Genomic DNA, 26,328 nt, shown 5'->3' with positions numbered 1-26,328 from the left:
CGTGGAGTTGGACGCTATTCAGATTCCGAGCCCTGTTGCACCGTTGTTTGGCGGGGTATGTTGCACGAATGGACGATACATATCAGGTGATCGTGGTCGGCGGCGGGTTTGCCGGCATGACAGCAGCTGAGCATCTCGGACGCAAAGGCATCCGGGTACTCCTGATCGACGCGAACAACTACCACCAGTTCCAGCCCCTCCTCTATCAGGTGGCTGCTTCGCAGATCGGTGTGTCCGCCGTGGCCCGGCCGCTGCGGTCTGTGTTCCGCAGCACCAAAAGTGTCCGGGTCCTCACTGCGGAAGTGACGGCGATCGATTCCGCCACCCGTACCGTCACCACTGTCGACGGTTCCCAGTACCAGTCGAGGATCCTGGTCATTGCCGCGGGCGCGGTACCGAACTTCTTCAACACCCCTGGCGCAGAGGAACATGCCTACCCGCTGTACTCAGTGGCTGACGCCACCCGCCTGAGCACTGCCCTCACTACAGCCCTGGACCACGCGGACCGGGTGAAGGCCGGCCGCGCAGACGTGGTCGTGGTCGGCGGCGGCCCCACCGGAGTCGAGACAGCCGGCGCCCTCGCGGAGAACATCAAGTACCTGGTGCCCAAGTACTTTTCGCCTGGACTGGCAGCCCGCTGCCTAGTCCATCTTGTGGATATGTTGCCGAACGTGCTCATGCCCTTCTCCGCCAAGTCGCAGGCATACACCCGTGACCGGCTGATGAAACTTGGAGTTCAGCTGCACATGGGCCAAGGCGTTACCGAAGTCCGAGCCGACGGCGTGACGCTGGCGGACGGGACCATCATTCCAGCGCAGATCGTCGTGTGGGCCGGCGGCCTGAAAGCTGGAAAAATCATTGCTGAATCCGGCCTGCCGCAGGGGAAGGGCGGACGTATCGACGTGCTGCCGGACCTGACCGTGCCCGGCGCCGAAGGCGTCTATGTCCTGGGTGACTCCGCCAACATCACCGACGCCACCGGCGCCAAACTGCCCCAGCTCGGCTCCGTTGCTGAGCAGTCGGGGAAATGGGCCGCCCGCAACATCCATGCGGACCTTACCGGCGGCACACGGCAGCCCTTCGTCTATTGGGACAAGGGTTACATGGCCATGGTCGGCCGTGGCGCAGCAGTCGCCGAACTGGGCAGCAAACGCATCCAACTCCAGGGACCATTGGCGTTCCTCTCCTGGCTCGGGGTTCACCTCGCCTTGCTCCCGGGCACCCAACAGAAGGTCCGCGCCCTCTCCTCCTGGCTCACTGGCTACGTCACGCACAGCCCGTCACAAGTCGTCGTCGGAAGGCCCGACTAGGAGTCTGCACGGCCAAAACGTCGCCAGGGCCGACGTCGGAAATCACCTCCGCACTCCCGTCCCTGAAGGTCCGGAACCGCCGTCGACATCAGCGCTGGCCCCGGCGTAGGCTGGCAGCATCGGCGCATGTGCCCGGTGAACCTGCGTCGATGCCCTAATCGATGAAGGAGGACCAATGAGTGCTGTACGTGAGTTCATGACGACGGATGCACAGTGTGTTAGGGAGAACCAGTCCCTCGCAGATGCCGCTCGGATGATGCTGGACCTGGACTGCGGATCGTTGCCTATCTGTGGCGACGACGGCAAGTTGACCGGCATGATCACTGACCGGGACATCGTGCTCAAGTGCGTGGCCGCCGACCGAGATCCGCGCGAGATGATGGCCCGCGACCTCGCCACGGGCAGGCCCCACTGGATTGACGCCGATGCCAACGTTGACGCCGCCATCGAAATGATGGAGGGGTACCAGGTCCGGCGGCTGCCGGTCATAGCTGACCACAAGTTGGTTGGCATCATCAGCCAGGGTGACATCGCGCGCAACTACTCGGAAGAGCGTGTGGGCGAACTGGTGGAGCACATTTCGGAACGCGGCCGAATGCAGTCGAGCAGTTCCTAACGCAAAGCCGTTCATGAGCAAACAAGCGCCACGGAATACTTCCGTGGCGCTACCTTGCCGCCGGAGCCCTTCTGTGGGTACAGCCTCGACTCTGTGGGTACAGCCTCGACTAAACGCCGCTTTCCTGTGGGCCAGTTCCAGCAGGCTTGCCTAACAGCGGCATTGTCATCGGCTCCGGCGTATCCCGTGCGCTAGAGCGCCAACCCTACGCTACGACCTGAGTCGGAGTTTTCTGGGGCGGGGGCATGGCACTGTGGATCTGGAGCGCAAACCAGAGTTGGGCCAGCGTTGACGTCTCGGTCATGTCCAGGCCCGTCAGTTCGCCGATTTTCCGGATGCGGTAGATGATGGTTTGCCGATGGGTGAAGAGCGCGGCAGCGGTCTGCCACCGACCGGGGTCATCGCCGAGCGCAGTCGGTTGTGCGGCTGCCCACCGATATCCATCCATGTCGTCCCGCGAGAACGTGCCATAAGCAGTGGCTGGGCCCAGCCTCACTGTTCACCTTCCTTGATACGAGGTGATTCGATCATCCACTGCGATGTGGATCACTCACTGACGTGATATATTAGTTCTGCCCTTTGATATATATTAGCTCTCTTGAGATCTGGTTTTCTTCGGAGGATCGATCGCCAACTCGATGAGGAGTGGAATAGCATGCAGCAACTCGCGCACCGGCTCGAACGCCTAGGCACCGAAACCGCCTTCAGCGTCGCCCAAGCCGCGGCCGCCTGGAAGGCGAAGGGGAATCTGGTGTACCCCTTCCACCTCGGCGATATCAACATCCCGACTGCGCCGAACATCGTGGAAGCGATGAACCGGGCAATCGCGGACGGCTACACGGGCTACTGCCCCGGACCCGGCATCCCGCAGCTGCGTGAAGCCCTTGCCGACGACATCGGCTCGCGCCGCGGCATCGAGTTCTCCCCCGAGAACGTGGTCGTGATGACCGGCGGGAAGCCCGTCATCACAAAGTTCCTGCAGGCTGTCATGAACCCCGGCCAGGAAGTGCTCTACCCCAACCCCGGCTTCCCGATCTATGAATCGCAGATCGAGTACCTCGGCGGCACGGCTGTACCGTACCGCTACGTGCCCACGAGCACGGGCTTCGCCATCGACCTCGAGCAGATCCGCTCGTCGATCACGCCCAACACGGTCGCAATCATCTACAACGACCTGCAGAACCCCATCTCAGCCGAGTCGACTGCAGCCGAGCGTGAGGCCATCGCACAACTCGCAATAGAACACGACCTCTGGGTGCTCTCCGACGAGGCCTACTTCGAGACCCGCTACGAGGGCGTCTCAAGCTCGATTACATCGATTCCCGGCATGGCAGAGCGTACCGTCATCCTCTACACGTTCAGCAAGAAGTTCGCCATGACCGGCTCGCGCCTCGGCTGCGCCGTCGCCCCGCGCGAGATCGCCCAGGTGCTCAGCACGCTCAACACCAACGACGAGTCCTGCACCACCCACTACGTGCAGTGGGCCGGCGTCGAAGCCCTCCGCGGCCCCCAGGATTCCGTGCAGCAGATGCTCAACACCCTGCAGACACGCCGCGACACCGCCTGCGAACTCGTGAACTCCATCCCCGGCATGCACGTCGCCGTGCCGCAGTCGACGTTCTACCTCTTCCCCGACGTCACCGAGGCCATGGAGCGCATGGGCTACACGGCAGTCGGCGACTTCGCCACTGACGCCCTGTACAAGACCGGCGTCTCCTTCTGCACACGCGAACACTTCGGCCGGCGCCTGCCCGGCGAGGAGCGGCAGTACATCCGGCTCGCCTACTCGGGCATCGAGGTGCCAGACATCCGCGACGGCCTCGGACGCCTGCGCGAGTGGATCGAGACGGCATGAGCCGGGTAGTCGTCACAGGGCGGGTACCCGACGCCGCTCTCGAAAAGCTTCGTGCCGAGCACGAGGTCGATGCCTGGACCGGTCCGGAGTCCATTGGCCGCGAGGAGCTCCTGCGCCGCGTGGCGGGGGCCGATGCCATCGTGAGCCTGCTCACCGAACGCATCGACGGCGAGCTGCTCGACGCCGCGGGCCCGCAGCTCAAGGTCGTCTCCAACGTCGCCGTCGGCTATGACAACATCGACGTGCCGGCCTGCACCGGACGGGGTATCGTCGCCACCAACACACCCGGCGTGCTCACCGAGGCGACCGCCGACATCGCCTTCGGGCTCATCCTCATGGCAACCCGCCGGCTCGGTGAGGGCGAACGGCTCATCCGGGCCGGCCAGGCGTGGAAGTGGGGCATGTTCTTCCTGCTCGGCAGCAGCCTGCAGGGCAAGACCCTCGGCGTTGTCGGCATGGGCGGCATCGGCCAGGCGACAGCACGCCGGGCCAAGGCCTTCGGCATGGACATCGTCTACCAGTCGCGCAGTGAGATTGACCCCGCGATCGCCGCGGAACTGGGTGCCCGCCGGGTCGATCTCGACGAGTTGCTGACTGTTTCCGACGTCGTTTCGCTGCACTGCCCTTACGGGGCGGCAACGCATCATCTGATCGGTGCAGAGCAGCTCGCGGCGATGAAGAGCTCGACATACCTTGTCAACACCGCCCGCGGACCGATCGTCGACGAAGCGGCCCTCGCCGCCGCGCTGCGCGAAGGCGTCATCGCGGGCGCCGGGCTCGACGTCTTCGAGCACGAGCCCCAGGTCCATCCCGAGTTGCTGGACCTGGAAAATGTGACACTCGTGCCGCACCTCGGCTCGGCCACGGTCGAGACGCGCACCGCCATGGCAGTGCTCGCCGCCGACAACACGCTCGCCGTGCTCCGCGGCGAGCAGCCGCCCACTCCCATCGGCTAGTCGCGGACGCCCACCAGAAACGCGACATCCGGCCGACCTGGAGTCCAAGCGCCGGCCGAGCTTCACGCACGGCAGGTGGGTAGCAAGAACGAGTACGAGCCCCGTCCGGAAGGCTGGGGCTCGTACTCGTTATAGTGTCTCGCTGGCCAACGGCCGGCGGGCCACTCACAAGTTCCATGACAACCCTCGGTGACCCGCCGCCGTCGTACGCTCTAAAAGGTCAGTCGTTGATCAGCTCAGCGGTCGCACTCGCGGGCGCCACGACGGCGCGAAGCTTCTTGCCGCGGGCATAACCAACGAGACCCAAGGCCAGTATGCACCCGAGTGTGCCGAGCGCGAAGGCCTCGAAGGCGAACTGCGAGACGCCCCAGGTTGCCTCGAAGTCGTACTCCAGGCCGAAGAGGACCTCGAGTGTTCCGGGGAAGATCGCCACCCACGAGCCGATCAGGATCCAGACGAAGCAAATGGCACCCAGGATGCGGAAACCGGTGTCCGAGACCGGAACCTTGAACGGCCTGTCGGCGAGGGGGTACTTGCTCCGCAGCCGGACAGCGGCCGGGATAGCAAGAAGGTAGCTGAGCAGGAACGTTGAGATGGCGATGGCCAGGACCACGCCGAACAGTGCGCTGCTGGTCCCGCTGAGCTGCATTGCCGCAAGCATGAACAGCGTGGCCACCACCCCGGAGAGCGTGTTGACGCGGATCGGCGTGCCCAGCTTGGGATGGAAGCGGCCGAAGAAGCCTCCGAAGAATGAGCCGTCGGCGGCTGCCATGGCTTGCATGCGGTCGCTGATGATCATCCATGCTGCGCCCTGCGACACAAGGACGAAGCAGAAGACCACCGCTGAAATGGCCAGCATAACCTCAGCGGCCGGGCCGAACACCGTGTAGACGGTGGCCACTGCACCGAACAACCCGCCGATGCCCGTGATCTGGTCGAGCGGCACCACCAGCAGGATGGCCAGGATCGGCAGGAGGTAGCTCGCGGCGGCGATCATGGAGGAGCGGGCGACCGAGATGGGAACATCCTTGGCCGGGTTCTTCATCTCCCCCGCGGCGCTGTTGCCGGACTCGAAGCCAAGGAAGGAGAAAAGCAGCAGCGGAGTGACGCCAAGGAAGCCGGCCAAGGTGGGTGAGAAGAAGCCGAGTTCGAGTCCGTTGAAACCATGCTGCAGCCCATAGACCATGGTGACAATAATGAAGAAGGTCAGAAACGCGACCTTGAGGATGGCTCCGAGCGAGGGCAGCCATTTACCGTGTTGCAAACTGACGATGGCTGAGGTCACCGTGATCCAGATGAAGACCAGCTTGAAGATGTAGTCGCTTACGCTGCCGGCCTCCACATGGCCCACATATTCAGACCACGTTTCCACTGCCACGAACGCCATGGCGCCGCCCACCCAAACAGGCTGCGTTACCCAGGTGAAAAGCGACGTGATGGCGGCGACGACGCGGCCGAAGGCCATCTTGGTCCAGACGTAGACGCCACCTTCTTCGGTGAACGCGCCGCCGGTTTCGGCGAAGATCAGGCCGTAAGGAACCATGAACGTGACGGCCAGGATGAGGGTCCAGGTGAAGGTTTCCCCGCCAAATCCGGAGACCTGTCCCAGGACCTCCACCGAGATGACGGCCGCGACCACCAGCAACAGGATGTCGAAGCGGCCGAGGGATTTCTGCAGATGCTGGCTTTGCTCGTGGGCAAGGCGCGTTGAGGCTATTGGCTGATCCATGATCGGTCCTTTGCTACTGCTTAAGTTTGCTATTGCGCAAGAAGGGTGGGAAGGGCGCCGTCGTGGATGCGGCTGTACACAACGCGGCCTTCGGCGAGTGTGAGTTCGACGCCGATTCCGCCAAGGCCTGTGGCCTCGACGGCGTGTGGATCGGCGTCGAGCACCACCAAGTCGGCGGCCAGGCCGACTCGAATGGCGCCCCGCCCGGCGTCGAGACGGTTGGCGCGCGCTGCTCCGGTGGTGTGGGCCGCCAGCGCCGTCACGAGGGTGATGGACTCTGCTGGAAGCAGCGGTTCGTTTTGCGAGCGGGCGTCGCGGGCATGCGGATCAGCGGGAGGGGCGGTGCGGTTCACTGCAGTGTGGATGCCCCACAGCGGGTCCGGACTGGACACCGGCCAGTCACTGCCTATGGCCAGTTCGACGCCGGCGCGGCGCAACGTCTCGAAGGCAAAGTGCACCCGCTGGTGTGCTTCATCCAGGTAGGGCAGCTTGGTTTCCACAAGCACCGGATCCTGCCGTGCCCAGAGCGGTTGGATGTTGGCGATAGCGCCGCTCGCGGCGAACCGGGCGACGTCGGCGGGGTCCACGAGGTCCAGGTGCGCTATCTGGTGGCGTGGGTCCCAGCCCTCCCGACGGGGCAGGTCCAACGCGTTGATGCAGTCACGGACCGCTTGGTCACCCACCGCGTGCAAGTGCAGGTCGAAGCCCTCCGCGTCCGCTGCGCGGGTGATCCGGGCCAGCTCCTCCGGTTCGATCAGGCTCATCCCGACTTCATGGGGATGGCCTTTGTAAGGCCTGGTCATGGCTGCAGTGAGGTTTTCGCAGACGCCGTCCACCATGATCTTCACGGCCGTGGCCCGGAAGCGTCCGACCGCCCGCGCCCTGCGTTCCCTGAACAGCTCCAACTGCTCAAGCCCGAGGTCCCGGCGCCACCACAGTGCCCCGGTCACGCTGGCAGTCAGCAGGCCATCCGATTCCAAGGCCAAGTAATGCTCGAATGAATCGGGCATGCCCAAGGCCTGCCCGACGGCGGCATCCTGCCAGGCGGTGACTCCCAGCGAGTGCAGATAGGCCTGGGCGGAGAGGAGCGCACGGCGGATATGGTGTTTGTCCGGTTCCGGAATCAGTGCGGAGACAAGGTCGGCGGCGTGCTCAATGAGCATGCCGGTCGCGGCGCGCCGCACCGTCACGGGCGATGATGCCGCCGTCCGGATTGGGCGTCGTATCAGTGATTCCGGCAAGCTCGAGCGCACGTGAATTCACCCAGGCACCGTGCCCGTCGTGGCTGATCAGGAACGCGGGCCGGTCTGGTACGAGCTCGTCCAGCAGTGCGCGGCGCGGAAAGCCGCCGTCGAACACGTCGCCGTACCAGCCGGCACCCTGTACCCACTCGACGGAAGGGTTGGCGCGGGCGTAGTCCGCGATCAGAGCGCGGTACTCGTCCAGGGAATGGACGCCGGAGAGATCGCAGCCGAGCAGCTGCAGGCCGCCCGCCAGGGGGTGCACGTGCGCGTCCTGGAAGCCGGGGAGCAGTGCTTTCCCGGCCAGGTCAATGAACTCGGTAGCGGGCCCGCGCCAGGATGCGGCGTCGGCACCGAGGGCTAGGATTTTGCCGTCAGCAACAGCAACGGCGTCAGTGCGGGGATGGTCAGGGTCCATGGTGTGCACGGGACCGTTGGAGAAGATCCAATCTGCGTGGGTCATGAAACTACTTTCCAAGGACTTGGGGTTCAGCGGAACCGGAATTCAGGCGCACCAAAGCCGGCGCGGTGCGGGCGATCACCATGTAGGCAAGAGAACTGACACCGAGTCCCACGAGCCAGGCAACGTCGATGCCGCCCATCGCCTCTGCCGCGGCACCTGTGTAGAAGGGAGTGGCCATGAACGGGACCTGGGCAAGAACACCGATGACAAAGACGATCAGGGAACCGGCATTCCAGCGCCCGTACCGGCCGCCATCGGCGGCGTAGAACTCGTCCACTGCGTACGAGCCGTGGCGGATGACGTAGTAGTCCACCAGATTGACGGCGGACCACGGGATCAGCACGTACAGCAGCACGCTGAGGAAGCTGAAGTAGGACGACGCAAAGCTCGTGGCGGCAGCCAAGGCCAGGGTCACGCCGAGAACGTGCAGCACCAGCGAGGTCACCAGGCGGGCTTTGGCGCCGGGGCGCCAGCCGCTGGCAAAGGTCTCCACGAGGGTCAGTGCGCACAGGGCGCTGCAGTAGGCGTTCACGGAGTTTCCGGCGGCGGCTACCAAGGCGAAACCCACCAGGACTGCGGCGCCAAGCACTGGACCGAGGATGCCGTTGAGCCCGGTCATCGTATCCACGCCGTCTACTGCTATCCCGACGCCGGCCCCGAGAATCATCAACAGGGCACTGGAAACTACACAGCCTAGGTACGTGCCCCAGAAAGCGCCCCGCGTGCCGGACCTGGCCGGCATATAGCGCGAGTAATCCGAAACATACGGCGCGTACGTCAGTTGCCACACGATGCCGATGGCCAGCATGGCCAGGAAGCCCGTCCAGGTGAATTCACCATGGTTCATCCGGGCCCAAAAGTCGCCCCCTGCCAGCAGTGCAGCAAAAGAAACGAGCACCAGGGCTCCCACGACATAGGCACCCAGTGCCGTCACCTTCCGGACCAGGTTGTAGCCAAAGGCCGCGATGACGAAGCTGAGAACGGCACAACCGATGATCATGGCGGTTCCGCTGGCGTCCGGCAGCAGGGCGGTGATCGAATCCGCAGAGACGATCAGGTTCGAGGAGAAGTACCCCACGAACATCAGGATCGCCACGAGCACGATCAGGCTGGCGCCCCGTGAACCGAACTGGCCGCGGGCCTGCAACATCTGCGGGACACCGAGTTGCGGCCCCTGCGCGGCGTGCAATGCCATGCCGATTCCGCCGAGTGCGTGGCCCAGCAGGATTGCGATGATGGAGCTGACCATGGGAAGGCCAAGGAGGGTGGTGGCCGTCGCGCCGGTGACAACCGTCAGCGGGGTCATGTTCATGCCGAACCAGATGGTGAAGAGCTCCCGGGAGCGGCCGTGCCGCGCTTCGGCCGGGATGGGAGCGATGGACTCTTGTTCGATTTCGAAGAGTCCTGAACGGAGCATCGATTTCATGGAGGGTGTCCTTATGGCTGTGGAGGGGTGCTTGCAGCGTAGGCTTGTGAGCTGCATCACGTAAACTAAAGAATCACGATGAACGTCAGCGATTTTTCAGATGCAGTTCCTCAGTCGAACTGGATCCACGTGGTCTTTGGCGCCGTATAGTTTTCGAAGGCGTGCAGGGACAGATCGCGGCCGAAGCCGGACTGTTTGAAGCCCCCGAAAGGCGTGGTGTTGCCCAGCGCGTCCACAGTGTTCACGGAGACCGTTCCGGCGAGCAACTCCCCCGCCACCCGGTGGGCCCGGGACAGGTCCGAGGACCACAAGGACGCCGCCAATCCATAGTCTGTGGCGTTCGCCAGCTGCACCGCCTCGTCCTCGGTGTCGAAGGCGTGCAACACAGCCACGGGCCCGAAGATCTCCTCGCGGTGGACATCGTGCCCAGCCGCAAGGCCACCCAGCAGCGTAGGCTCCAGATAGGCGTCAGAGCCCCGGATCTCGCGCCGTTCACCTCCGAAAAGCACCTCACCTTCGGCGCGGCCGCGCACGATCCAGCCTTCGACGTCGTCAGCGTGCGCGCTGCTGATCAGCGCACCGTTGCCTGCCAAGCCCGCGAGAGGATCTTCCGGCCGAAAGGCGGCCGCGGCGTCCGCCAGCAACGCAGCGAACTCGTCATGGACATCGCGCTGGACGAGGATCCGCGAGTTGGCAGAGCAGACTTGCCCCTGGTTGTAGAAGGCGCCGAAGGCTGCCTTTGCTGCGGCCGTGGCGAGGTCGGCCGTGTCCGCAAAGACGATGTTGGAACTCTTGCCCCCGGCTTCGAGGCTGAGCCGTTTGAGGTTGCTCTGACCGGAGGCCGCCAGCAGAGTTCGGGAGACGGCGGTCGATCCGGTGAACGCCAAGGCGTCGACGTCCATGTGGTGCGCCAGCGCCGCGCCAACTTCCCGGCCCGTGCCGGTGACGATGTTCAGGACTCCGTCCGGCAGCCCGGCTTCAGTGGCCAATTCGGCGAGGCGCAACACGCTCAGGGATGTCTGCTCGGCCGGCTTGAGCACGAGTGTATTTCCGGCGGCGAGCGCCGGAGCCAGCTTCCAAACCGCGATTTCGAGCGGGAAGTTCCACGGCACAATGGCGGCCACCACCCCCAACGGCTCGCGCGTCACCAACGCGGTAGCCCCGGGCGGGACGGCAGGCAGTTCCCCGCTCTGCTTGTCCGCCGCCTCCGCGTACCAGCGAAGCGTGGAAATGGCACCAGGCACATCCACGCTGGTGGTTTGCAGGATCGGCTTCCCGCTGTCCAATGTCTCCAGGAGTGCCAGTTCGTCGGCATGCCGCTCCATCAGCGCGGCCAGCGCCAGCAGGAAACCCTTTCGCCCTTCGGCCCCCATACGGGACCACGACGGGAAAGCGCGCCGCGCGGCAGCCACCGCGCGATCGACGTCGGCGGGACCGCCGGCAGCCAATTCAGCGAGGACGCGGCCATCAATGGGGCTGGTGGTGGGCCGTGAATGTTGCCCGCTGGCGGTTGTGCGGCGGCCGGCGATGAAGGCCCTGCCATCGATGGCCAGGGCGTTCGCCCGGCCCTGCCAGTCAACGGAAAGCATGGCGGAAGTGCTGTTCATAGTGGCTCCTGGGGTTTTCGGGGGCGGTTCAGTACGTGGTTGTTAGGGTTCGACGGCGGCACGGACTGCGGTGCCGCCAGTTCCGGGCGCCTTGCACCGGACCAGGCAGAGGGCCGCTGACGCGCTCATGAGGCAAAGCAGTTCAACGGCGATGAGGGCGAGCATGTCCTGCTCATGGCCCGGCAATGATGGGGGGCCACCATCGCCATGATGGCCCGCGGCGCCGGGCGCCAGCAGCAAGACCATGTGGATGAGGATCATGGCGGCACTCATCGCCAACAGGTGCCCGGCAGCACGCCCGGCGCAGAGGCGCCCGCCCACCATCGGGGCGGCGCAGGCCAGGCAGGCGGCGCCCATGGCGGCCATCCACCAGCCCATCGCACCCGGCGGGCCGCTGGCGGCTGCCACCACGTGGGCACCGGCACTGCCCGCAGCGGCAGTGCCGACAATGCCGGCAGCGGCAGTGCCGACAATGCCGGCGGGAACGATGCCCGCTGGAACGAGGGCACTCGGGAAGCGCCCAAGGCGAGGGCCGGTGCGCTGGTCCATGGTTCTCCTGGCTGCCGGCGTGATGTGGGTCAGGACTTTACGCCGGGCTTGTGAGGTGGGTAACATCAAAGCGTTGGTTGAACAGTTGTACCATCAAAATTCGACTTCAGGAAGTGCCATGACCCTTCAGACCACCCCCTCGACTCCGCCGGTGCAGGCCGCGTTGGCGCAGGCTGCAGCGCAGCACCCGCTTGACCAGCTCTCGGCCGAGGAAATCCACGAGGCCCGCCGGATCCTGGCAGATGCCGGCCTCGTGGCCGAGTCCACCCGCTTCGCTTACCTCGGCCTGATCGAGCCCCCGAAGACCGCCCTCCAAAATGACGTCGCCTGTGGCCTCCGCCTTGTTCGGGCCATGCTCTGGGACGCATCGCAATCCCGGTCCCTGGACGTCCGCCTTTCCCTGACCACCGGCCTCGTCGTGGACAGGCGTGAACTCAACCCGGAAATCGATGGCCAGCTGCCGGTTCTCCTGGAGGAATTCGGGATCATCGAGGAAATCCTGGCCGAAGACCCGCAGTGGAACGCAGCCCTTGCAGCCCGCGGCCTGACCCCGGCACAGGTGCGCGTCGCTCCCCTGTCAGCGGGCGTATTCGAGTACGGGAATGAGGAAGGCAAGCGGCTTCTGCGCGGCCTCGGATTCCGCCAGGACCACCCCGCAGACCACCCCTGGGCACATCCGATCGACGGCCTGGTGGCCTTCGTGGATGTGGAGAACCGGCGGGTCAACCACCTGATCGACGACGGCCCCGTCCCGGTCCCGGAGGTCAACGGCAATTACACGGACCCCGCGATCCACGGCGAGCTCCGCACGGACCTGTTGCCGATCGAGATCACGCAGCCCGAGGGCCCCAGTTTCACCTTGGAAGGCAACCACCTTTCCTGGGCCGGCTGGGACCTGCGCGTAGGCTTCGACGCCCGCGAAGGGCTGGTGCTCCACCAACTCCACCATTCCCACCAGGGCCGGAGGCGCCCGGTAATCCACCGCGCATCGATCTCCGAAATGGTGGTCCCGTATGGCGACCCCTCCCCCTACAGGAGCTGGCAGAACTACTTCGACTCCGGCGAATACCTGGTGGGCCGTGATGCGAACTCACTCAAGCTCGGCTGCGAGTGCCTCGGCGACATCACCTACATGTCCCCCGTCGTGGCCGATGACTTTGGCAACCCACGCACCATCGAGAACGGCATCTGCATCCACGAGGAAGACACAGGAATCCTTTGGAAGCACACGGATGAGTGGGCCGGCTCCAACGAGGTTCGCCGCAACCGCCGGCTGGTGGTCTCCTTCTTCACCACCGTGGGCAACTACGACTACGGCTTCTACTGGTACCTCTACCTGGACGGCACCATCGAGTTCGAAGCGAAGGCAACGGGCATCGTGTTCACGGCAGCGCTCCCGGACAAGGAATACGCCTACGCGTCCGAGATCGCCCCGGGCCTTGGCGCTCCATACCACCAGCACCTCTTCAGCGCCCGGCTGGACATGATGATCGACGGCGACGCGAACCGTGTTGAGGAACTGGACCTCGTGCGCCTGCCGAAGGGCCCGGGTAACCCCCACGGCAATGCCTTCACACAGAGGCGCACCCTGCTGGCCCGCGAGTCTGTTGCCGTGCGCGACGCCGATGGCGCCAAAGGCCGCGTCTGGCACATCAGCAACCCGGACTCGCTGAACCACCTCGGCCACCCGGTGGGCTACACGCTCTACCCTGAAGGCAACCCCACCCTGGCAATGGCGGACGATTCCTCGATCGCATCCCGGGCAGCATTCGCCCGGCACCACCTCTGGGTCACACGGCACGCGGAGGAGGAGCTTTACGCGGCAGGCGACTTCGTCAACCAACACCCGGGCGGCGCAGGGCTTCCCGCCTACGTGGCACAGGACCGCGACATCGACGGGCAGGACCTGGTGGTGTGGCACTCCTTCGGACTGACCCACTTCCCCCGCCCGGAGGACTGGCCCATCATGCCCGTGGACACCACCGGCTTCACCTTGAAGCCGCACGGCTTCTTCGACGGGAACCCGACGCTGAACGTGCCGCCGTCGGCTGCGGGCCACTGCGGCACCGGAAGCGAAGGCGCGAATACCGCCCCAGGAGGCACCGCCGTCGGGCATTCCGGTCCTGGCACCGGGGGGCAGGGCCACTGCGGACACTGAACCTGCGGGCATTGAGACCGGTCCACGCCGCGGGGGCGCGCTGGCGCGTCCCCGCGGTGGTAGGGTGCTCACGGTCCCAGCCATGAACCGCCGCGAACGAAGGAGCAGCATGCCCCGCTTGGTCGATCACCAGGAACGGCGACGTTCCATCATCGAGACCACGTGGCGGCTGATCGCGGGGCAGGGCATCGAGAACGCCAGCATGCGGGACATTGCGCGGGAATGCGGGTACGCGGCACCGGGCGTGCTGGCCCATTATTTCCCCAACAAGGACGCCCTGCTGCTGGCTTCGTACGAACTGATCTGCGAGCGCACCAACGAACGGATCGCCGCAGGCATTGCCGGCCGCCGGGGTCTTTCGGCGCTGCGCAGCCTCTGCCTGGAGATCATTCCGGCGGATCCCCTCACCGTGGTCGAAGCTCGCGTGGCGGTGTCCTTCTGGCAACGCGCGCAGACGGAGGACGCGCTGCGCGCCGTCGGGCGGGACGCACTGCTGCACTGGCGCGGCCTGGTGATGGGCTTCCTCGCCCAGGCAGAGCACGACGGCGAATGCGAACCTTTGGCCGATCCGGATGCCGTCGCCGATGAGCTGCTGAACATCATGATGGGCCTGCACGTGACAGCCATGCTGGATCCGGATGCCGTCACAGGCTCGCGGCAGCGTCATCTGGTGGAGCGGGCACTGGCACGGCTCGCCTCCGGCCAGCCTGGCTCGTGAGGCACCGGACAATCCGCAGCCCGGGGTTCAGATTCTGAGCCCCGGGCTACGGATTGCTTGTTGGTTGTGTCAGTGACGAATAGGCGTGTTGGCGGCCGGCGCGGTGTGGCGGGGTGCCGTTTGGATGTCCTCTTCTCCCAGAAGGTCCTTGCCGTTGCTTTCCTTCATGCTCAGTACGGCAGCCAGCCCAATCAGACCAACGAGAATGAGGTAGAACGCAGGCATCATTTCGTTGCCGGTCTGGGCAATGAGCCAGGTCAGGACGTACGGCACGGTGCCGGCAAAGATGGCCGCGGTGATGCTGTAGGCAACCGAGAGGCCGGTCTGCCGTGTCCGGGTGGGGAAAAGTTCCGCTGCCGCTGCCGCATGGACTCCGAGGATAAGGGCCAAAATGATGCCCAGGCCGATGGTGCTGACGATGCCCGCCCAGGACGTGCCGGAGTGCATGATCAGGAACAGCGGATATGCCAGCACCACCAGGGAAATGGCCGCCGCGATCAGTAGTGGCTTCCGGCCGATCCGGTCAGAAAGCGCTCCCACCAACGGTACAAGGATGAGCCCAGCCACGGATGCGGCGGTGGAGAGCAGGGCGGCCGTGCCGGCGTCGAAGCCCAAGACCTTTTCCTGGTAGGTCAGGAGGTAAACGAGGACCACGTAGAAGGTCACGTGCATCATGATTTCCAGGCCGCTCATCTGCAGGAGCTGCTTCCAGTGCCGGGTGAACACTTCCTTGACCGGGCTCTGGGGGATGTTGTCGAGCTGCTCGAGTGAGCGGAATTCGGGAGTGTCTTCGATCTTGGAACGGATGTAGAAGCCGATGATGCCCATAGGAACTGCGATCAGGAAAGGAATCCGCCAGCCGCCGTCGGCAATGGTTTGGGCGTCCATGACGCTGGTCAGGACGAAGACCACCAGCGACGCCGCCAGGAAGCCAAGGAGACTGCCGAACTCGAGCCAGCTGACACCGAATCCGCGGTGTTTCCTGGGCGAGTACTCTGCGAGGAACGCCGCCGCGCTGCCGAATTCGCCGCCCGCGGCGAGCCCCTGCACCACACGGGCTGCGACGAGCAGGACGGGCGCCCACAGGCCGATCGCGTCGTAGGTAGGCAGGAGCCCGACCACCAGTGTCGCCGCGCTCATGGAGAGGATGACGATGGACAGTGTCTTCTTACGCCCGATCCTGTCGCCCAGTGTTCCGAAGACGAGGGCGCCCAAGGGGCGGACGCCGAAGCTGATGGCGAAGACCGCGAAGACGGAAAGCAGCGCTGCTGTGCTGTCCTGCTGGGGGAAGAAGACGACGGCAATGGTGGAGGCGAGATAGGCGTAGATGGCCCACTCAAACCAGTGGACGAAGACGCCGATGGAACCGGCAGCAACGCTGGTGCGCAAGCCCTTCCGGCTGATCTGCCCCTCGATTTTATTGGTGTTCACAGTTCCTCCTGGAGGAAAAGATCCGATGCTGGGATGGGGAGAGCGAGCCCACGGTGGTCGACGTTGACCGACCTGCAGAGCCGCGCCACCAGAACGCGTGACTTGGGTCACGCCTGAATGCTGGCATAAACCATTGTCGAATGGCATCCCAAAATCTGTCGAATAGATTTTCCATGCGAACTGCATCTGCTAATCAGATGCACTTGTGCGGTGCTATGAGCGTGCGGATCTCGCCTCAACTATTTGATGCCTTACGGCCTGGGCTACCGCCCGGACCCGCGCGGTTGGGCGGTGGGACTTCAGGTGGGCCAGGACGGTCTTCAGTTCAGGCACGTCGTCGCGGATTTCGACGGCGGCCAGCTGGCCGCCGTCGTAGGTCAGCTGGTGCTGGGGCCGCTGGTGAAGGATTGAATAGCCCAGCCCCCGGGCCACGAAGGTACGTACGGTTTCATAGCTGGCCGAGCGGAATCGGATGTCCGGCTCCTGGCCCCCCAGACGGGCGATTGAAAGCATGAGGTCGCGGGTGTGCGGCAGATCCAGCAACACGAATGACTCGCCGCTCAGCGACGACAATGCAACACTCTTCGCACCGGCGAGTTTGTGGTCCGGGGGAAGCGCCACATAGGGCCTGACCGTATCCACCACGGATGTGGCGATGACGTCCGGCAGGTCAAGGTCGTAGCACAGTGCCAAATCTGCCTGCCCGCTGAGCAACGCATTGATGCACCCCAGGGTATCGGTCTCGATGACTTCCGTTTCAAGGGCGGGGTGGTCTTCCCGCAGCTTGGTCAGGACGCCAGGGAGCAGGAACGGCGCAAGGGTGCTGAAACACGCAATGCGGATGCGGCCGGCAACGCTCTGGTGTTCTCCGCGGGCGTGATCAATGCTTTCTTCAACCTGCGCGAGGATCGCTTGGGCGTCCCGAACAAAGAGCTCGCCGGCGGGCGTCAGTACCAGACCTTTGGAGCGCTGCCTGATGAAGAACTGCGTTCCGACATGGCGCTCCAGCTGGGCGATCGCAGCGGATACGGCGGACTGCGCCACGTTGAGCCGTGCTGCCGCGCCTGTCATGGACAGCTGTGCCGCCGCTTCCACGAAATAGCGCAATTGGGTGAGTGTCACATCCATGGGACGAGGATACCCGTTAGATCGGAATTACCGATGCAATCCTTCTAAAAGAACTGTTGGACAGATTCAGGCCCTCACAGGAAGCTGAAGGATACGAGCATCCGCTAGAAACAGGACTGAAAGGCAGCAGCCACGTGAAGCACCAGCGTATCCGCACTTTTAATACGAAAGACACCTACCCCGAGCAGAACCTGGACAACGACCTCTGCCAAGCAGTGGTCGCCAACGGCGTGGTCTACCTTCGGGGCCAGATCGGACAGGATCTGGACACGCGCGAATCTGTTGGTATCGGCGACGTCGAAGCCCAGACGGAAAAGGCCATGGCCAACATCGACATGTTGCTCAAGGAGGCCGGCAGCAGCCTGGAAGACATCGTCAAGGTGACCGTCTACCTCGTCGACCCGCGCTACCGGGAAACGGTCTACCGGACCATGGGCCGATGGCTCAAGGGCGTGTTCCCGGTATCAACCGGAATCGTTGTCCAGGCACTGGCGCGCCCGGAATGGCTCGTGGAAATTGATGCCACAGCAGTGCTCTCGGCGGAGGGGCAGGCATGACCTTCAGCATCGCTGCCACAGACGGGCAAGGCAGGTTTGGCATCGCCGTATCCTCGTCCTCGCCCGCCGTCGCCGCACGCTGCGCGCACCTGCGTGACGGCGTCGGCGCAGTCAGCTCCCAGAACATCACTGATCCCCGGCTGGGCTATGCCCTGCTTGACCGGCTTCAAGCGGGCTATTCCGCACAAGAGGCGGTTGACGCCGTCGTGCAGGAATCACCTGCGGTGGACTACCGGCAGCTGGTGGTCCTGGACGCCAAAGGCGGGTCCGCCGTATTCAGCGGGGCACACACCCTGGGCGTGTTCGGGGAGGGCCGCAGTCCAAGCAGTGTTGCCGCCGGCAACATGCTCGCGCATCAGGGCGTTGCCCAGGCTCTCTGCGACGCATTTGAAGCCACCTCAGGGGAACTGGAAGTGCGGCTCATGGCCGCCCTTCGTGCGGCCGAGGCAGCTGGCGGTGAGGCCGGACCGGTGCGCTCGGCCGGCCTCTCCGTGGTCTCCGGCCACGGGTGGCGGGACACCGACCTGCGGGTGGACTGGCATGAGGACCCCATCACGGAGCTCGAGCAACTCCTGCAGGTCTGGCTCCCGCAGCGGCAGGACTATGTGATCCGCGGGCTCGACCCGGCGTCATCCGTTGGCTATGGAGTGGCCGGCGATGAGCGCTGAACCTGCTACCGCGACGAGTCCGGCCGGTCTGCCCGGTCAGCGCACCCGGGTGCTGGCGGCCGTCACCGCCCAGCACGCGGACCTGACCCGGCTTTCCGAAACACTTCACGCCAACCCGGAACTCGGCTGGCAGGAACACCGCGCCGCAGGGTGGACCGCAGACTACCTGGCGTCGCACGGATTCAAGGTGGAGAAGGAGTACTTGGGCTTCCCCACCGCGATTCGGGCCGTCTTCGGAAACGGCGCACGGCGCATCGGGCTCATGGCCGAGTACGACGCACTTCCCGGCCTCGGGCACGCGTGCGGCCACAACATCATTACCGCCACCTCATGCGGCGCCGCTGTTGCGCTGACAGAGTTTGCCGCTGAGCGGGACCTGACCGTGGAACTCTACGGAACGCCGGCGGAGGAAGGCGGCGGCGGGAAGATCGAGCTGCTCAAGAAGGGTGCCTTCCTTGGGTTGGATCTGGCCATGATGGCGCATCCAAGCCCCGTCGACTCCGCCGAGGCCCGTCCCTACGCAGTGGCCCACAACCACGTGGAATACCGGGGTAAGTCAGCTCATGCTGCCGCATATCCCGACCAAGGCGTCAATGCCAACGACGCCTTCATCATCGCCCAGGTCGCCTTGGGTCTCCTCCGCCAGCAACTGCCCGCCGGCACCCGCGTCCACGGCATCCAAACGCGCGGCGGTGAAGCCCCCAACGCAATACCTGAAAAGACCGAGGGCCGCTGGTACGTCCGTGCGGAATCACTCGGCCAGCTGGGCAAGCTCGAAGAGCGGATCCACCGCTGCTTCGAGGCCGGCGCGCTGGCGTCCGGCTGCGAGCTGTCAGTAATCCCGGAATCGGAACCGTACTCGGAGTTCCGTACGGACCTGCGGGCGCTGGAGCTGTATGTCAGGCATGCGGAATCACTTGGCCGGGACTTCAGCGCACCGCCGGAGCAGGCGACCATGAACCGGGCCTCAACCGACATGGGAAACGTGTCCCAAGTGGTTCCGGCCATCCACCCCTATATCGGGCTCGGCTGCTTCCCTGCTGCCAACCACCAACCCGAGTTCGCCGCCCATTGCGTTGGAGAGGCAGCCAACCTTGCCATCCATGACGGCGCTGCGGCTCTGGCGCTGACTGCGCTGGACTACCTGTCCGCGTAGTGGCCAGGGTTTTTGCACTTATGGACTTCTACGGAACAGGACCATGACAGATCAACTTCCCTCCTCCGTTGCGGGACCGCGGCGGGAGCACGACAGCCTCGGGGACGCTGATGTCCCGGCCGATGCCTATTGGGGCATCAGCACCCTGCGGGCGGTAGACAACTTCCCGGTCAGCGGACGGACCATAGGCACCCTGCGCTCCATGATGTGGGGCCTCGGTGCTGTGAAGTATGCAGCAGCCCGTGCCAATGAAAGCCTCGGGCTTCTTGAACCGGACAAGTCTGCCGCCATACAAAGGGCCTCCCGTGAGGTCATGGACGGGCTCTTCGACGACCAGTTCGTCGTCGACACCATCCAGGGTGGCGCGGGGACAAGCACAAATATGAACGCCAATGAGGTGATAGCCAATCGCGCCCTGGAACTGATGGGTCACCGCAAGGGCGACTACGCTGCACTGCACCCCATTGATGACGTTAACCGTAGCCAGTCCACCAACGACGTGTACCCTACGGCGATCAAGATTGCACTGCAGCGGGAAATCTCGGAGTTCTGTGCCGAGCACAGCAGGCTCATAGGGGCATTCGATGCCAAAGCTGCGGAGTTCGCCGGCATCATCAAAGTAGGCCGCACCCAACTCCAGGATGCGGTGCCCATGTCCATGGGCCAGGAGTTCGGGGCATTCGCCGAAACCCTGCGCGAGGACGGGCACAGGCTCATCGAGCTCCTTCCGCATCTGCGGGAATCCAACCTTGGGGCCACCGCCATCGGTACCGGCATTACGGCTCCCCCGGGATACCGGGAAGCCGTCATTCGTGAGCTCAATTCGATCACGGGCCTGCAGCAGACCTCCGCGGCCAACCTCGTAGAGGCCACCAGCGATACCGGAGTCTTCCTGCTCGTCTCCGGTGTGCTGAAGAGGGCAGCAGTGAAGCTCTCCAAGATCTGCAGCGACCTTCGACTGCTTTCCTCCGGCCCGCAGACGGGATTCGCAGAGATCTTCCTGCCCGCCGTGCAGGCGGGGTCGTCCATCATGCCCGGCAAGGTCAACCCGGTCATCCCCGAGATGGTCAACCAGGTTGCCTTCCGGGTCATCGGCGCCGACGCAACGGTGACCATGGCCGCGGAGGCCGGCCAGCTTCAGCTCAACGCTTTCGAGCCAGTCATTGCTGACTCGCTTCTTGAGTCGATTGCCTGGCTCAGAGTTGCTTGCCGTCAGCTCCGGACCCACTGCGTCGATGGCATCACAGCGAACACGCAGGTGCTGCAGCAGCGAATGCTCGACTCGATAAGTGTCGTCACCGGTCTTGCCCCCTTGATCGGCTACGCTGCCGCGGCCGAGCTGGCCAAGGAGGCACTGGCTTCCCATCGAGGCATTGCGGACCTGGTGATTGAGCGTGGACTGCTTAGCGAGCAGAAGATGGAGGATGCTCTTTCACCGAGGTCTTTGGCCGGGTTGGGCTGACGTCGGGCACCTCATTACCAAGGGCCCGGTGCGTGGATCATGTTCCACGCACCGGGCCCTTTCTGTGTGCTTCTTCTTGCTCGACTCCCCTACGGTGGGGTCCTTTCCCGCCGGTATCCCCCGCAGGGAGCAGCAGCAAGAGCAACAGCGAAAGGGACCATGCCTCCGTGGCATGGTCCCTTTCGCTGTTGCTTGTGTTCGCTCCCCCTGTGCCCGTGGCGTCAGACGGCCCCGCTCGAAACCAGCGCGTGCCGATCGTTGTGGGCCAGGTAGCTCCGCTGGATGGCGATCTGGTCAGCGACGTACCTGGCGTCGTGCCAAACGCCCCAGATGAAGCTGGAGCCGCGGCGTGACTGCCACGGCAGCCCGAGGAAGTAGACGCCAGGCTCGGTGGAGACTCCGCGTTGCTGCCGCGGCCTGCCCTTTTCATCGAACGCGTCCACTTGCAACCAGCTGTAGTCGACGGCGAAGCCAGTGGCCCACACAATCGATGCAACACCTGAGCCAGCGAGGTCGAGCTCGAGGATCGGGTCCGTGACGCAGTCCGGATCTGGCCCCAGGGTGCGGGCTTCAGGCTCCTCAGGGAGATCAAGGCCGTTGCGCTCGACGTAGGCGTCAGCTTCGTCGAGGAGCCCCAGATAGTGAGCGTCGCCGTTCGTGATGTTGGTACGAAGATCCCCGGCAAAGTGCATGGTTCCGTCCTCCTCGAACGCTTCCGTTCGACCGACCAGCTTGATGCCGCTCTCGGCGAGGGCACGGAAGTCGACAGTATGGCCGCCGTCTGCACCGCTCACAGCGATCGTGACGTGCTCCGCGCCCGCCGCAGGGGTGGAAGCGTCCCACATGCCGAGCACCCCGAGCCACCAGCAAAAGTCGCGTCCGCGGTAGCTCCGCGGGGGACGGTCGTGCGGACCGACCGAGAGGAAGACCTGCCGGCCCGAGCGCTGGATTTCGGCGGCAATCTGCACGCCCGAAGAACCGGCACCGACGACGAGAACGGCGCCTTCCGGAAGCTGGGCCGGGTTCCGGTAAGAGCTGGAGTGGATCTGCACGAGGTCGGCAGTTTCGGGAACGACGGCGGGAATCACCGGCCGCTGGAACGGCCCCGTTGCTGCCACGACGTAGCGTGCGTCGAAGTCCCCGTCCGATGTCTGCACATGGAATCCGGGGGCGCCGACTTTCCTGCGCACGGACGTCACCTCCACGCCACAGCGGATCGGTGCACCGATCTTCTCTGCATAGGCAACGAAGTAATCCGCTACCTGCTCCTTTGACGGGAACGACCCCGGCTCAATGTCGGTGAATGCCAAGCCCGGAAAGCGGTCATGCCAGGCTGGCCCGTTCGCCACCAAGGAGTCCCACCGCATGGTGCGCCAGCGCTCGGCGATACGGTGCCGCTCCAGGACCAGATGCGATATCCCGCGTTCGCTCAGATGCTCACTCATCGCAACCCCGGCTTGACCTGCGCCTACGACGAGGACCTCAACCTCTTGGCTAATCATGTGGATCTCCTATTTTCAGCAAAGTTGCCACAGCGTTCCGCCACGCACATTGAACGTCGCGCGCTGCCGATCCCGTCTTTGGGAATTCCGGCTGGAATCGCGGCTGCTGCGGCCCTCATAAGTGACGGTTGATCCATCTTCACTTGCGGCAAGTGCATCTGCATAGCTCATAAAACAGGGCAATCGCATCTGAAATTCTTATGCTCGGCTGAAACCGGCAGGCGCGCGTGCCGTGGCAGGCTCCGCCGCGACAGGCGGGAATACTAGGTGGATCAAAGGAGGAAATTCTATGGGTCCAGAACTGATGACTGGCCGAGTGGAGCGGCTCTTCAACGGCACCGTGTGGGCCGAAGGCCCGGTGTGGGTGCCCTCATCCCAGGCCGTGCGCTGGAGCGACATACCGAACGACCGCATACTCGAGTTCTACCCTGCCACGGGAATGACCCGCGAGTACGCCACGGGAGTCGAGTTCACCAATGGCCGGACCCTGGACGCCGATGGCAGCGTTGTGCAGTGCAGTCACGGACAGCGCCGGATTGAGCGCGATCGCGAAGGGACTGTAACCGCTCTGGTCGATTCCTTCGGGAGCAGACGGCTGAACTCGCCCAATGACGTGGTGATCGCCCGGGACGGGACGATCTGGTTCACCGACCCGCCCTACGGGATCCTGCCCGGCACCGTGGAGGGGCACGAGGGCGAGCAGGAATACGCCGGTTGCTACGTTTTCCGCTACGAGCCAGCAACCGACACGCTCACTGACGCGATCAAAGACTTGATCCACCCGAACGGACTTGCCTTTTCACCCGACGAGTCGGTGCTGTACGTGGCGGACACCGCTGGTCCCAGTCACGGCGTGCCGCTGAGAATTGCCGCGTACGACGTAAGCGACGGCACCTGCACTGCTACCGGCACCTTCATCGCGTTCGACGACAATCACCCGGCCGACGGCCTTCGGGTGGATGTAGAAGGCAGGATCTGGACCTCGGCAGGGCCTTCGGTGCAGGTCTACTCCCCGTCCGCCGAGCTTCTTGCCACCCTGCCCCTGCCAGAGAGGGTGTCGAACCTGTGCTTCGGCGGCCCGGATGGCCACGATCTCTTCATAACGGCAACCACCAGCCTCTATCGGGTTCGCACCACCACACGGGACGCTGCCCAATAGCCGAGTGGACCTTCAGCGGGCAAAGGGAACGCCGTTCCGTCTTTGCTTTGAAAGCTTCTAGAAGGTGCCTGCGTCGATCACAAAGCGGTAGCGCACATCACTGGCGATAACCCGGTCGAAGGCGTCGTTGATTTTGCTCGCTGCAATGACCTCGACCTCTGCCCCGACACCGCGGGCTGCGCAGAAGTTCAGCATTTCCTGCGTCTGCCGTATACCGCCCATCTTGGATCCGGCGAGGTTGCGCCGGAAGCTGACCAGTGACCAGGCCCGTTGATTAAGCGGCTTCGCAGGTAGCCCCACGAGAACCATCGTGCCGTCCAAGGCCAGCAGCGAAAGGTAATCGTCGACGTCGATATCAGCGGAAACCGTGTTGATGATCAGGTCAAAGTGACCCGCCAGGACGTCGAACGTTGTGTGATCGGACGTGGCGTAGTAATGCTGCGCCCCCAGGCGGAGCGCGTCCTCCTGCTTTTTGAGCGACTGGCTGAGCACTGTGACCTCAGCGCCCAGGGCAGCCGCGATCTTGACGCCCATGTGGCCCAGCCCGCCCATGCCAATGATGGCTACGCGCTTCCCAGGCCCGGCGTTCCAGTTCCGCAGGGGCGAGTACATGGTGATGCCGGCGCACAGCAGGGGTGCGGCGGCCTCAAGCGGAATGCCGTCAGGAATCCGGAGCACGTAGTTCTCGTCCACGACGATGCTGGTGCTGTAGCCACCTGCGGTCGGCAGGCCGTCCCGGCCCACCGAGTTGTAGGTGCTGACGGATCCCCGGAGGCAGTGCTGTTCCTCGCCGGCACGGCAGTTGGCACAGTCACGGCAGGAATCCACGAAGCAGCCCACGCCAACGCGGTCTCCCGCTGCATAGCGCGTCACCTTGGGTCCGACCACTTCGACGACGCCGGCAATCTCGTGCCCAACGACCACCGGGTATTTCACGCTCGCCCAATCGCCACGTGCCGTGTGGATATCGGAATGGCAGATCCCTGTGAATTTGATGGCGATCTGCACGTCGAACTCACCGGGCTCACGGCGTTCAACGCTGCCGGGTTCCAAGGGGGTGGTGGGCGAAGTCGCGACAAAGGCTTTGGCAAGGGTGGGCATGATGCCTCCTTAATTGCTGGACGGGACGGGCGCGGTGGGGGCTTGCGGGTTTGCCAGGTGCTCAGGGCGGAGGATCTGCTCGAGCTCGTCGGCACTGAGCAGCCCGCGTTCCAGAACGAGGGAGGTGACACTGCGGCCCGTTGAGAGCGCCTGCCGGGCGATGGAGGTGGCCGCGTCGTAACCGATGAGGGGGTTGAGGATCGTCACGACGCCGATGCTCGCTTCGACCTGGGAGCGGAGATATTCCTTGTTGGCGGTGATCCCGTCGACGCAGTGCTCTGCCAGCGTTGTGCATGCCGCGGTGAGGTGGGCCAAGCTGTCGAACAGGGAGCGGGCGATGATCGGCTCAAACGCATTCAGCTGCAGCTGGCCGGCTTCTGCAGCCATGGTGATGGTCAGGTCATTGCCTATGACCTCAAACGCCACCTGGTTCACCACTTCGGGAATGACGGGATTGACCTTCCCGGGCATGATGCTCGAGCCAGCCTGCCGCGGGGGAAGATTGATTTCAGCGAAGCCTGCACGGGGTCCGGAGGACAATAGCCGCAGGTCGTTACAGATCTTCGACAGCTTCACTGCGACCCGTTTGAGCATCCCGGAGAACAGCACGAATACGCCGCAGTCTTGGGTTGCTTCCACGAGGTTGCCAGCTGTCACAACTGGAAGCCCGGTGATGCCCTGCAAGTGTGCGCAGGCTTCGACGGCGTAACGTGGATGAGTGTTGATGCCGGTACCGATGGCAGTCGCGCCGAGATTGATCTCGTGCAGGTGTACCAAGGCCTCGCGGAGCCGCCGTGCGTCCTCGTCAACCATCACCGCGTAGGTGCTGAACTCCTGGCCAAGGGTCATCGGCACAGCGTCCTGCAACTGGGTCCGGCCGACTTTCACCACATCATCGAACTCCACTGCTTTGCGCGCAAACGCTTCGTAAAGATGCGCCATTGCGGCCAACAGCTCGCTGGCCCCCTGTATCGTGGCGATCTTGATCGCCGTGGGGTACACGTCGTTGGTCGACTGCCCCATGTTCACGTCCCCGTTGGGGTGGATCATGGAGTACTCGCCCTTGGCGAGCCCCAAATGTTCCAGCGCACGGTTCGCGATAACCTCGTTGGCATTCATGTTGGTTGAGGTTCCGGCTCCGCCCTGGATGACATCCACCACAAACTGGCCGTGCAGACGGCCATCTTCGATGTCCCGGCAGGCCCGCACAATGGCCTCCTTTTTGGATTCATCAATCAGGCCCAGGTCAAAGTTGGCCAGCACGGCCGCATGCTTGACTTGGGCCAGGGCCCGGACCAGCTGAGGATACGCTGAGATTGCTGTGCCCGTGATCGGGAAGTTCTCCACTGCGCGCAGGGTCTGGATGCCCCAGTAGGCGGCCGCAGGGAGTTCCCGGGGGCCCATGAAGTCAGTCTCGGTTCTGCTATCCGGTGCTTCCAACAGGGTGCATTTGTCTATCACGTCTAGTCCTTGTGCCGGCTGCTCCGCAAGCGCCCTTTTGAACATTCGAAGCGGCACTTACGGAGCAATCGATGG

General features: G+C 64.2%; 22 protein-coding genes and 1 pseudogene. 11 read left to right on the top strand and 12 right to left on the bottom strand.

What is annotated here, in order from left to right:
• Window positions 1-68: 68 nt before the first annotated feature.
• Window positions 69-1,310: an NAD(P)/FAD-dependent oxidoreductase gene (locus tag QF036_RS13205; protein WP_307102501.1), complete on the top strand. Its 1,242-nt coding sequence runs from the start codon at window positions 69-71 to the stop codon at window positions 1,308-1,310.
• A gap of 175 nt (window positions 1,311-1,485) precedes the next feature.
• Window positions 1,486-1,926: a CBS domain-containing protein gene (locus QF036_RS13200; RefSeq protein ID WP_307102499.1), complete on the top strand. Its 441-nt coding sequence runs from the start codon at window positions 1,486-1,488 to the stop codon at window positions 1,924-1,926.
• 205 nt (window positions 1,927-2,131) lie between these two features.
• Here the strand turns inward: QF036_RS13200 and QF036_RS13195 are convergent.
• Window positions 2,132-2,314, bottom strand: a pseudogene (locus QF036_RS13195) (helix-turn-helix domain-containing protein); the annotation flags it as partial.
• A 267-nt stretch (window positions 2,315-2,581) separates the two neighbouring features.
• Here QF036_RS13195 and QF036_RS13190 point away from each other — a divergent pair.
• Window positions 2,582-3,781, top strand: a complete 1,200-nt coding sequence (locus tag QF036_RS13190) for a pyridoxal phosphate-dependent aminotransferase (RefSeq protein ID WP_307102497.1) — start codon at window positions 2,582-2,584, stop codon at window positions 3,779-3,781.
• Entirely contained in the window at window positions 3,778-4,737 is a 960-nt protein-coding gene (locus QF036_RS13185) for a 2-hydroxyacid dehydrogenase (RefSeq protein WP_307102495.1), read from the top strand. The genes QF036_RS13190 and QF036_RS13185 overlap by 4 nt, the downstream gene beginning before the upstream one ends.
• A 220-nt stretch (window positions 4,738-4,957) precedes the next feature.
• Here the strand turns inward: QF036_RS13185 and QF036_RS13180 are convergent, their stop codons facing one another.
• The 6 genes from QF036_RS13180 to QF036_RS13155 form a co-directional block, all read right to left on the bottom strand.
• A complete protein-coding gene (locus tag QF036_RS13180; protein ID WP_307102493.1) occupies window positions 4,958-6,466 on the bottom strand; it encodes an APC family permease in 1,509 nt (502 codons plus the stop codon).
• 29 nt (window positions 6,467-6,495) lie between these two features.
• The gene (locus QF036_RS13175) at window positions 6,496-7,656 is read right to left on the bottom strand and encodes an amidohydrolase (RefSeq protein ID WP_307102491.1); all 1,161 of its coding nucleotides are present in this window, start codon (window positions 7,654-7,656) and stop codon (window positions 6,496-6,498) included.
• Window positions 7,619-8,170, bottom strand: a complete 552-nt coding sequence (locus QF036_RS13170) for an amidohydrolase family protein (RefSeq protein ID WP_307102489.1) — start codon at window positions 8,168-8,170, stop codon at window positions 7,619-7,621. Before QF036_RS13170 ends, QF036_RS13175 begins: the two co-directional genes overlap by 38 nt.
• Window positions 8,171-8,174: 4 nt before the next feature.
• Complete coding sequence (locus QF036_RS13165; RefSeq protein WP_307102486.1) at window positions 8,175-9,596, bottom strand: purine-cytosine permease family protein; 1,422 nt, start codon at window positions 9,594-9,596, stop codon at window positions 8,175-8,177.
• A 110-nt stretch (window positions 9,597-9,706) separates the two neighbouring features.
• Complete coding sequence (locus QF036_RS13160; RefSeq protein ID WP_307102484.1) at window positions 9,707-11,203, bottom strand: aldehyde dehydrogenase family protein; 1,497 nt, start codon at window positions 11,201-11,203, stop codon at window positions 9,707-9,709.
• Window positions 11,204-11,245: 42 nt separating this feature from the next.
• Window positions 11,246-11,752, bottom strand: a complete 507-nt coding sequence (locus QF036_RS13155) for a hypothetical protein (protein ID WP_307102482.1) — start codon at window positions 11,750-11,752, stop codon at window positions 11,246-11,248.
• Between the two features lie 118 nt (window positions 11,753-11,870).
• Between QF036_RS13155 and QF036_RS13150 the strand changes: the two genes are divergently transcribed.
• Both QF036_RS13150 and QF036_RS13145 read left to right on the top strand, forming a co-directional pair.
• Entirely contained in the window at window positions 11,871-13,910 is a 2,040-nt protein-coding gene (locus QF036_RS13150) for a primary-amine oxidase (RefSeq protein ID WP_307102480.1), read from the top strand.
• 109 nt (window positions 13,911-14,019) lie between these two features.
• Complete coding sequence (locus QF036_RS13145; protein WP_307102479.1) at window positions 14,020-14,628, top strand: TetR/AcrR family transcriptional regulator; 609 nt, start codon at window positions 14,020-14,022, stop codon at window positions 14,626-14,628.
• Window positions 14,629-14,697: 69 nt separating this feature from the next.
• Here the strand turns inward: QF036_RS13145 and QF036_RS13140 are convergent, their stop codons facing one another.
• A complete protein-coding gene (locus QF036_RS13140; RefSeq protein WP_307102477.1) occupies window positions 14,698-16,059 on the bottom strand; it encodes an MFS transporter in 1,362 nt (453 codons plus the stop codon).
• A gap of 213 nt (window positions 16,060-16,272) precedes the next feature.
• Complete coding sequence (locus QF036_RS13135) at window positions 16,273-17,187, bottom strand: LysR substrate-binding domain-containing protein (protein WP_307102475.1); 915 nt, start codon at window positions 17,185-17,187, stop codon at window positions 16,273-16,275.
• A 134-nt stretch (window positions 17,188-17,321) separates the two neighbouring features.
• Between QF036_RS13135 and QF036_RS13130 the strand changes: the two genes are divergently transcribed.
• From QF036_RS13130 to QF036_RS13115, 4 genes are read left to right on the top strand one after another with little or no spacing between them, the layout of a single operon-like run.
• The gene (locus tag QF036_RS13130) at window positions 17,322-17,744 is read left to right on the top strand and encodes a RidA family protein (protein ID WP_307102473.1); all 423 of its coding nucleotides are present in this window, start codon (window positions 17,322-17,324) and stop codon (window positions 17,742-17,744) included.
• Window positions 17,741-18,412, top strand: coding sequence for a DUF1028 domain-containing protein (locus QF036_RS13125; RefSeq protein ID WP_307102471.1), 672 nt, complete (start codon window positions 17,741-17,743; stop codon window positions 18,410-18,412). Before QF036_RS13130 ends, QF036_RS13125 begins: the two co-directional genes overlap by 4 nt.
• Window positions 18,402-19,568, top strand: coding sequence for a M20 family metallopeptidase (locus QF036_RS13120; protein WP_307102470.1), 1,167 nt, complete (start codon window positions 18,402-18,404; stop codon window positions 19,566-19,568). Before QF036_RS13125 ends, QF036_RS13120 begins: the two co-directional genes overlap by 11 nt.
• 43 nt (window positions 19,569-19,611) lie before the next feature.
• The gene (locus tag QF036_RS13115) at window positions 19,612-21,030 is read left to right on the top strand and encodes an aspartate ammonia-lyase (RefSeq protein ID WP_307102468.1); all 1,419 of its coding nucleotides are present in this window, start codon (window positions 19,612-19,614) and stop codon (window positions 21,028-21,030) included.
• 221 nt (window positions 21,031-21,251) lie between these two features.
• Here QF036_RS13115 and QF036_RS13110 read toward each other — a convergent pair whose 3' ends face one another.
• The gene (locus tag QF036_RS13110; RefSeq protein WP_307102466.1) at window positions 21,252-22,532 is read right to left on the bottom strand and encodes a flavin-containing monooxygenase; all 1,281 of its coding nucleotides are present in this window, start codon (window positions 22,530-22,532) and stop codon (window positions 21,252-21,254) included.
• A 289-nt stretch (window positions 22,533-22,821) separates the two neighbouring features.
• On the opposite strand from QF036_RS13110, the gene QF036_RS13105 reads away from it, so the two are divergent.
• Window positions 22,822-23,691 (top strand): SMP-30/gluconolactonase/LRE family protein, encoded by an 870-nt coding sequence (locus QF036_RS13105; RefSeq protein ID WP_307102465.1) that lies wholly within the window; start codon window positions 22,822-22,824, stop codon window positions 23,689-23,691.
• A gap of 57 nt (window positions 23,692-23,748) precedes the next feature.
• Here QF036_RS13105 and QF036_RS13100 read toward each other — a convergent pair whose 3' ends face one another.
• The gene (locus QF036_RS13100) at window positions 23,749-24,792 is read right to left on the bottom strand and encodes an NAD(P)-dependent alcohol dehydrogenase (RefSeq protein ID WP_307102463.1); all 1,044 of its coding nucleotides are present in this window, start codon (window positions 24,790-24,792) and stop codon (window positions 23,749-23,751) included.
• A gap of 9 nt (window positions 24,793-24,801) precedes the next feature.
• Window positions 24,802-26,232, bottom strand: a complete 1,431-nt coding sequence (gene aspA / locus QF036_RS13095) for an aspartate ammonia-lyase (RefSeq protein ID WP_373460296.1) — start codon at window positions 26,230-26,232, stop codon at window positions 24,802-24,804.
• Window positions 26,233-26,328 lie beyond the last annotated feature (96 nt).

It is taken from the genome of Arthrobacter globiformis (assembly GCF_030817195.1).
Taxonomy (GTDB): Bacteria; Actinomycetota; Actinomycetes; order Actinomycetales; family Micrococcaceae; genus Arthrobacter; species Arthrobacter globiformis_D.
The sequence above is the reverse complement of the archived record's forward strand: the minus strand, read 5'-3'. Positions and strand labels throughout refer to the sequence as shown.

What these genes read in the sequence shown, in the direction of transcription:
- QF036_RS13205 (WP_307102501.1), top strand. Translation starts at nt 69, where the DNA reads ATGGACGATACATATCAGGTGATCGTGGTCGGCGGCGGGTTTGCCGGC.
- QF036_RS13200 (WP_307102499.1), top strand. Translation starts at nt 1,486, where the DNA reads ATGAGTGCTGTACGTGAGTTCATGACGACGGATGCACAGTGTGTTAGG.
- QF036_RS13190 (WP_307102497.1), top strand. Translation starts at nt 2,582, where the DNA reads ATGCAGCAACTCGCGCACCGGCTCGAACGCCTAGGCACCGAAACCGCC.
- QF036_RS13185 (WP_307102495.1), top strand. Translation starts at nt 3,778, where the DNA reads ATGAGCCGGGTAGTCGTCACAGGGCGGGTACCCGACGCCGCTCTCGAA.
- QF036_RS13180 (WP_307102493.1), bottom strand. Translation starts at nt 6,466, where the DNA reads ATGGATCAGCCAATAGCCTCAACGCGCCTTGCCCACGAGCAAAGCCAG.
- QF036_RS13170 (WP_307102489.1), bottom strand. Translation starts at nt 8,170, where the DNA reads ATGACCCACGCAGATTGGATCTTCTCCAACGGTCCCGTGCACACCATG.
- QF036_RS13165 (WP_307102486.1), bottom strand. Translation starts at nt 9,596, where the DNA reads ATGAAATCGATGCTCCGTTCAGGACTCTTCGAAATCGAACAAGAGTCC.
- QF036_RS13160 (WP_307102484.1), bottom strand. Translation starts at nt 11,203, where the DNA reads ATGAACAGCACTTCCGCCATGCTTTCCGTTGACTGGCAGGGCCGGGCG.
- QF036_RS13155 (WP_307102482.1), bottom strand. Translation starts at nt 11,752, where the DNA reads ATGGACCAGCGCACCGGCCCTCGCCTTGGGCGCTTCCCGAGTGCCCTC.
- QF036_RS13150 (WP_307102480.1), top strand. Translation starts at nt 11,871, where the DNA reads ATGACCCTTCAGACCACCCCCTCGACTCCGCCGGTGCAGGCCGCGTTG.
- QF036_RS13145 (WP_307102479.1), top strand. Translation starts at nt 14,020, where the DNA reads ATGCCCCGCTTGGTCGATCACCAGGAACGGCGACGTTCCATCATCGAG.
- QF036_RS13135 (WP_307102475.1), bottom strand. Translation starts at nt 17,187, where the DNA reads ATGGATGTGACACTCACCCAATTGCGCTATTTCGTGGAAGCGGCGGCA.
- QF036_RS13125 (WP_307102471.1), top strand. Translation starts at nt 17,741, where the DNA reads ATGACCTTCAGCATCGCTGCCACAGACGGGCAAGGCAGGTTTGGCATC.
- QF036_RS13120 (WP_307102470.1), top strand. Translation starts at nt 18,402, where the DNA reads ATGAGCGCTGAACCTGCTACCGCGACGAGTCCGGCCGGTCTGCCCGGT.
- QF036_RS13115 (WP_307102468.1), top strand. Translation starts at nt 19,612, where the DNA reads ATGACAGATCAACTTCCCTCCTCCGTTGCGGGACCGCGGCGGGAGCAC.
- QF036_RS13110 (WP_307102466.1), bottom strand. Translation starts at nt 22,532, where the DNA reads ATGATTAGCCAAGAGGTTGAGGTCCTCGTCGTAGGCGCAGGTCAAGCC.
- QF036_RS13105 (WP_307102465.1), top strand. Translation starts at nt 22,822, where the DNA reads ATGGGTCCAGAACTGATGACTGGCCGAGTGGAGCGGCTCTTCAACGGC.
- QF036_RS13100 (WP_307102463.1), bottom strand. Translation starts at nt 24,792, where the DNA reads ATGCCCACCCTTGCCAAAGCCTTTGTCGCGACTTCGCCCACCACCCCC.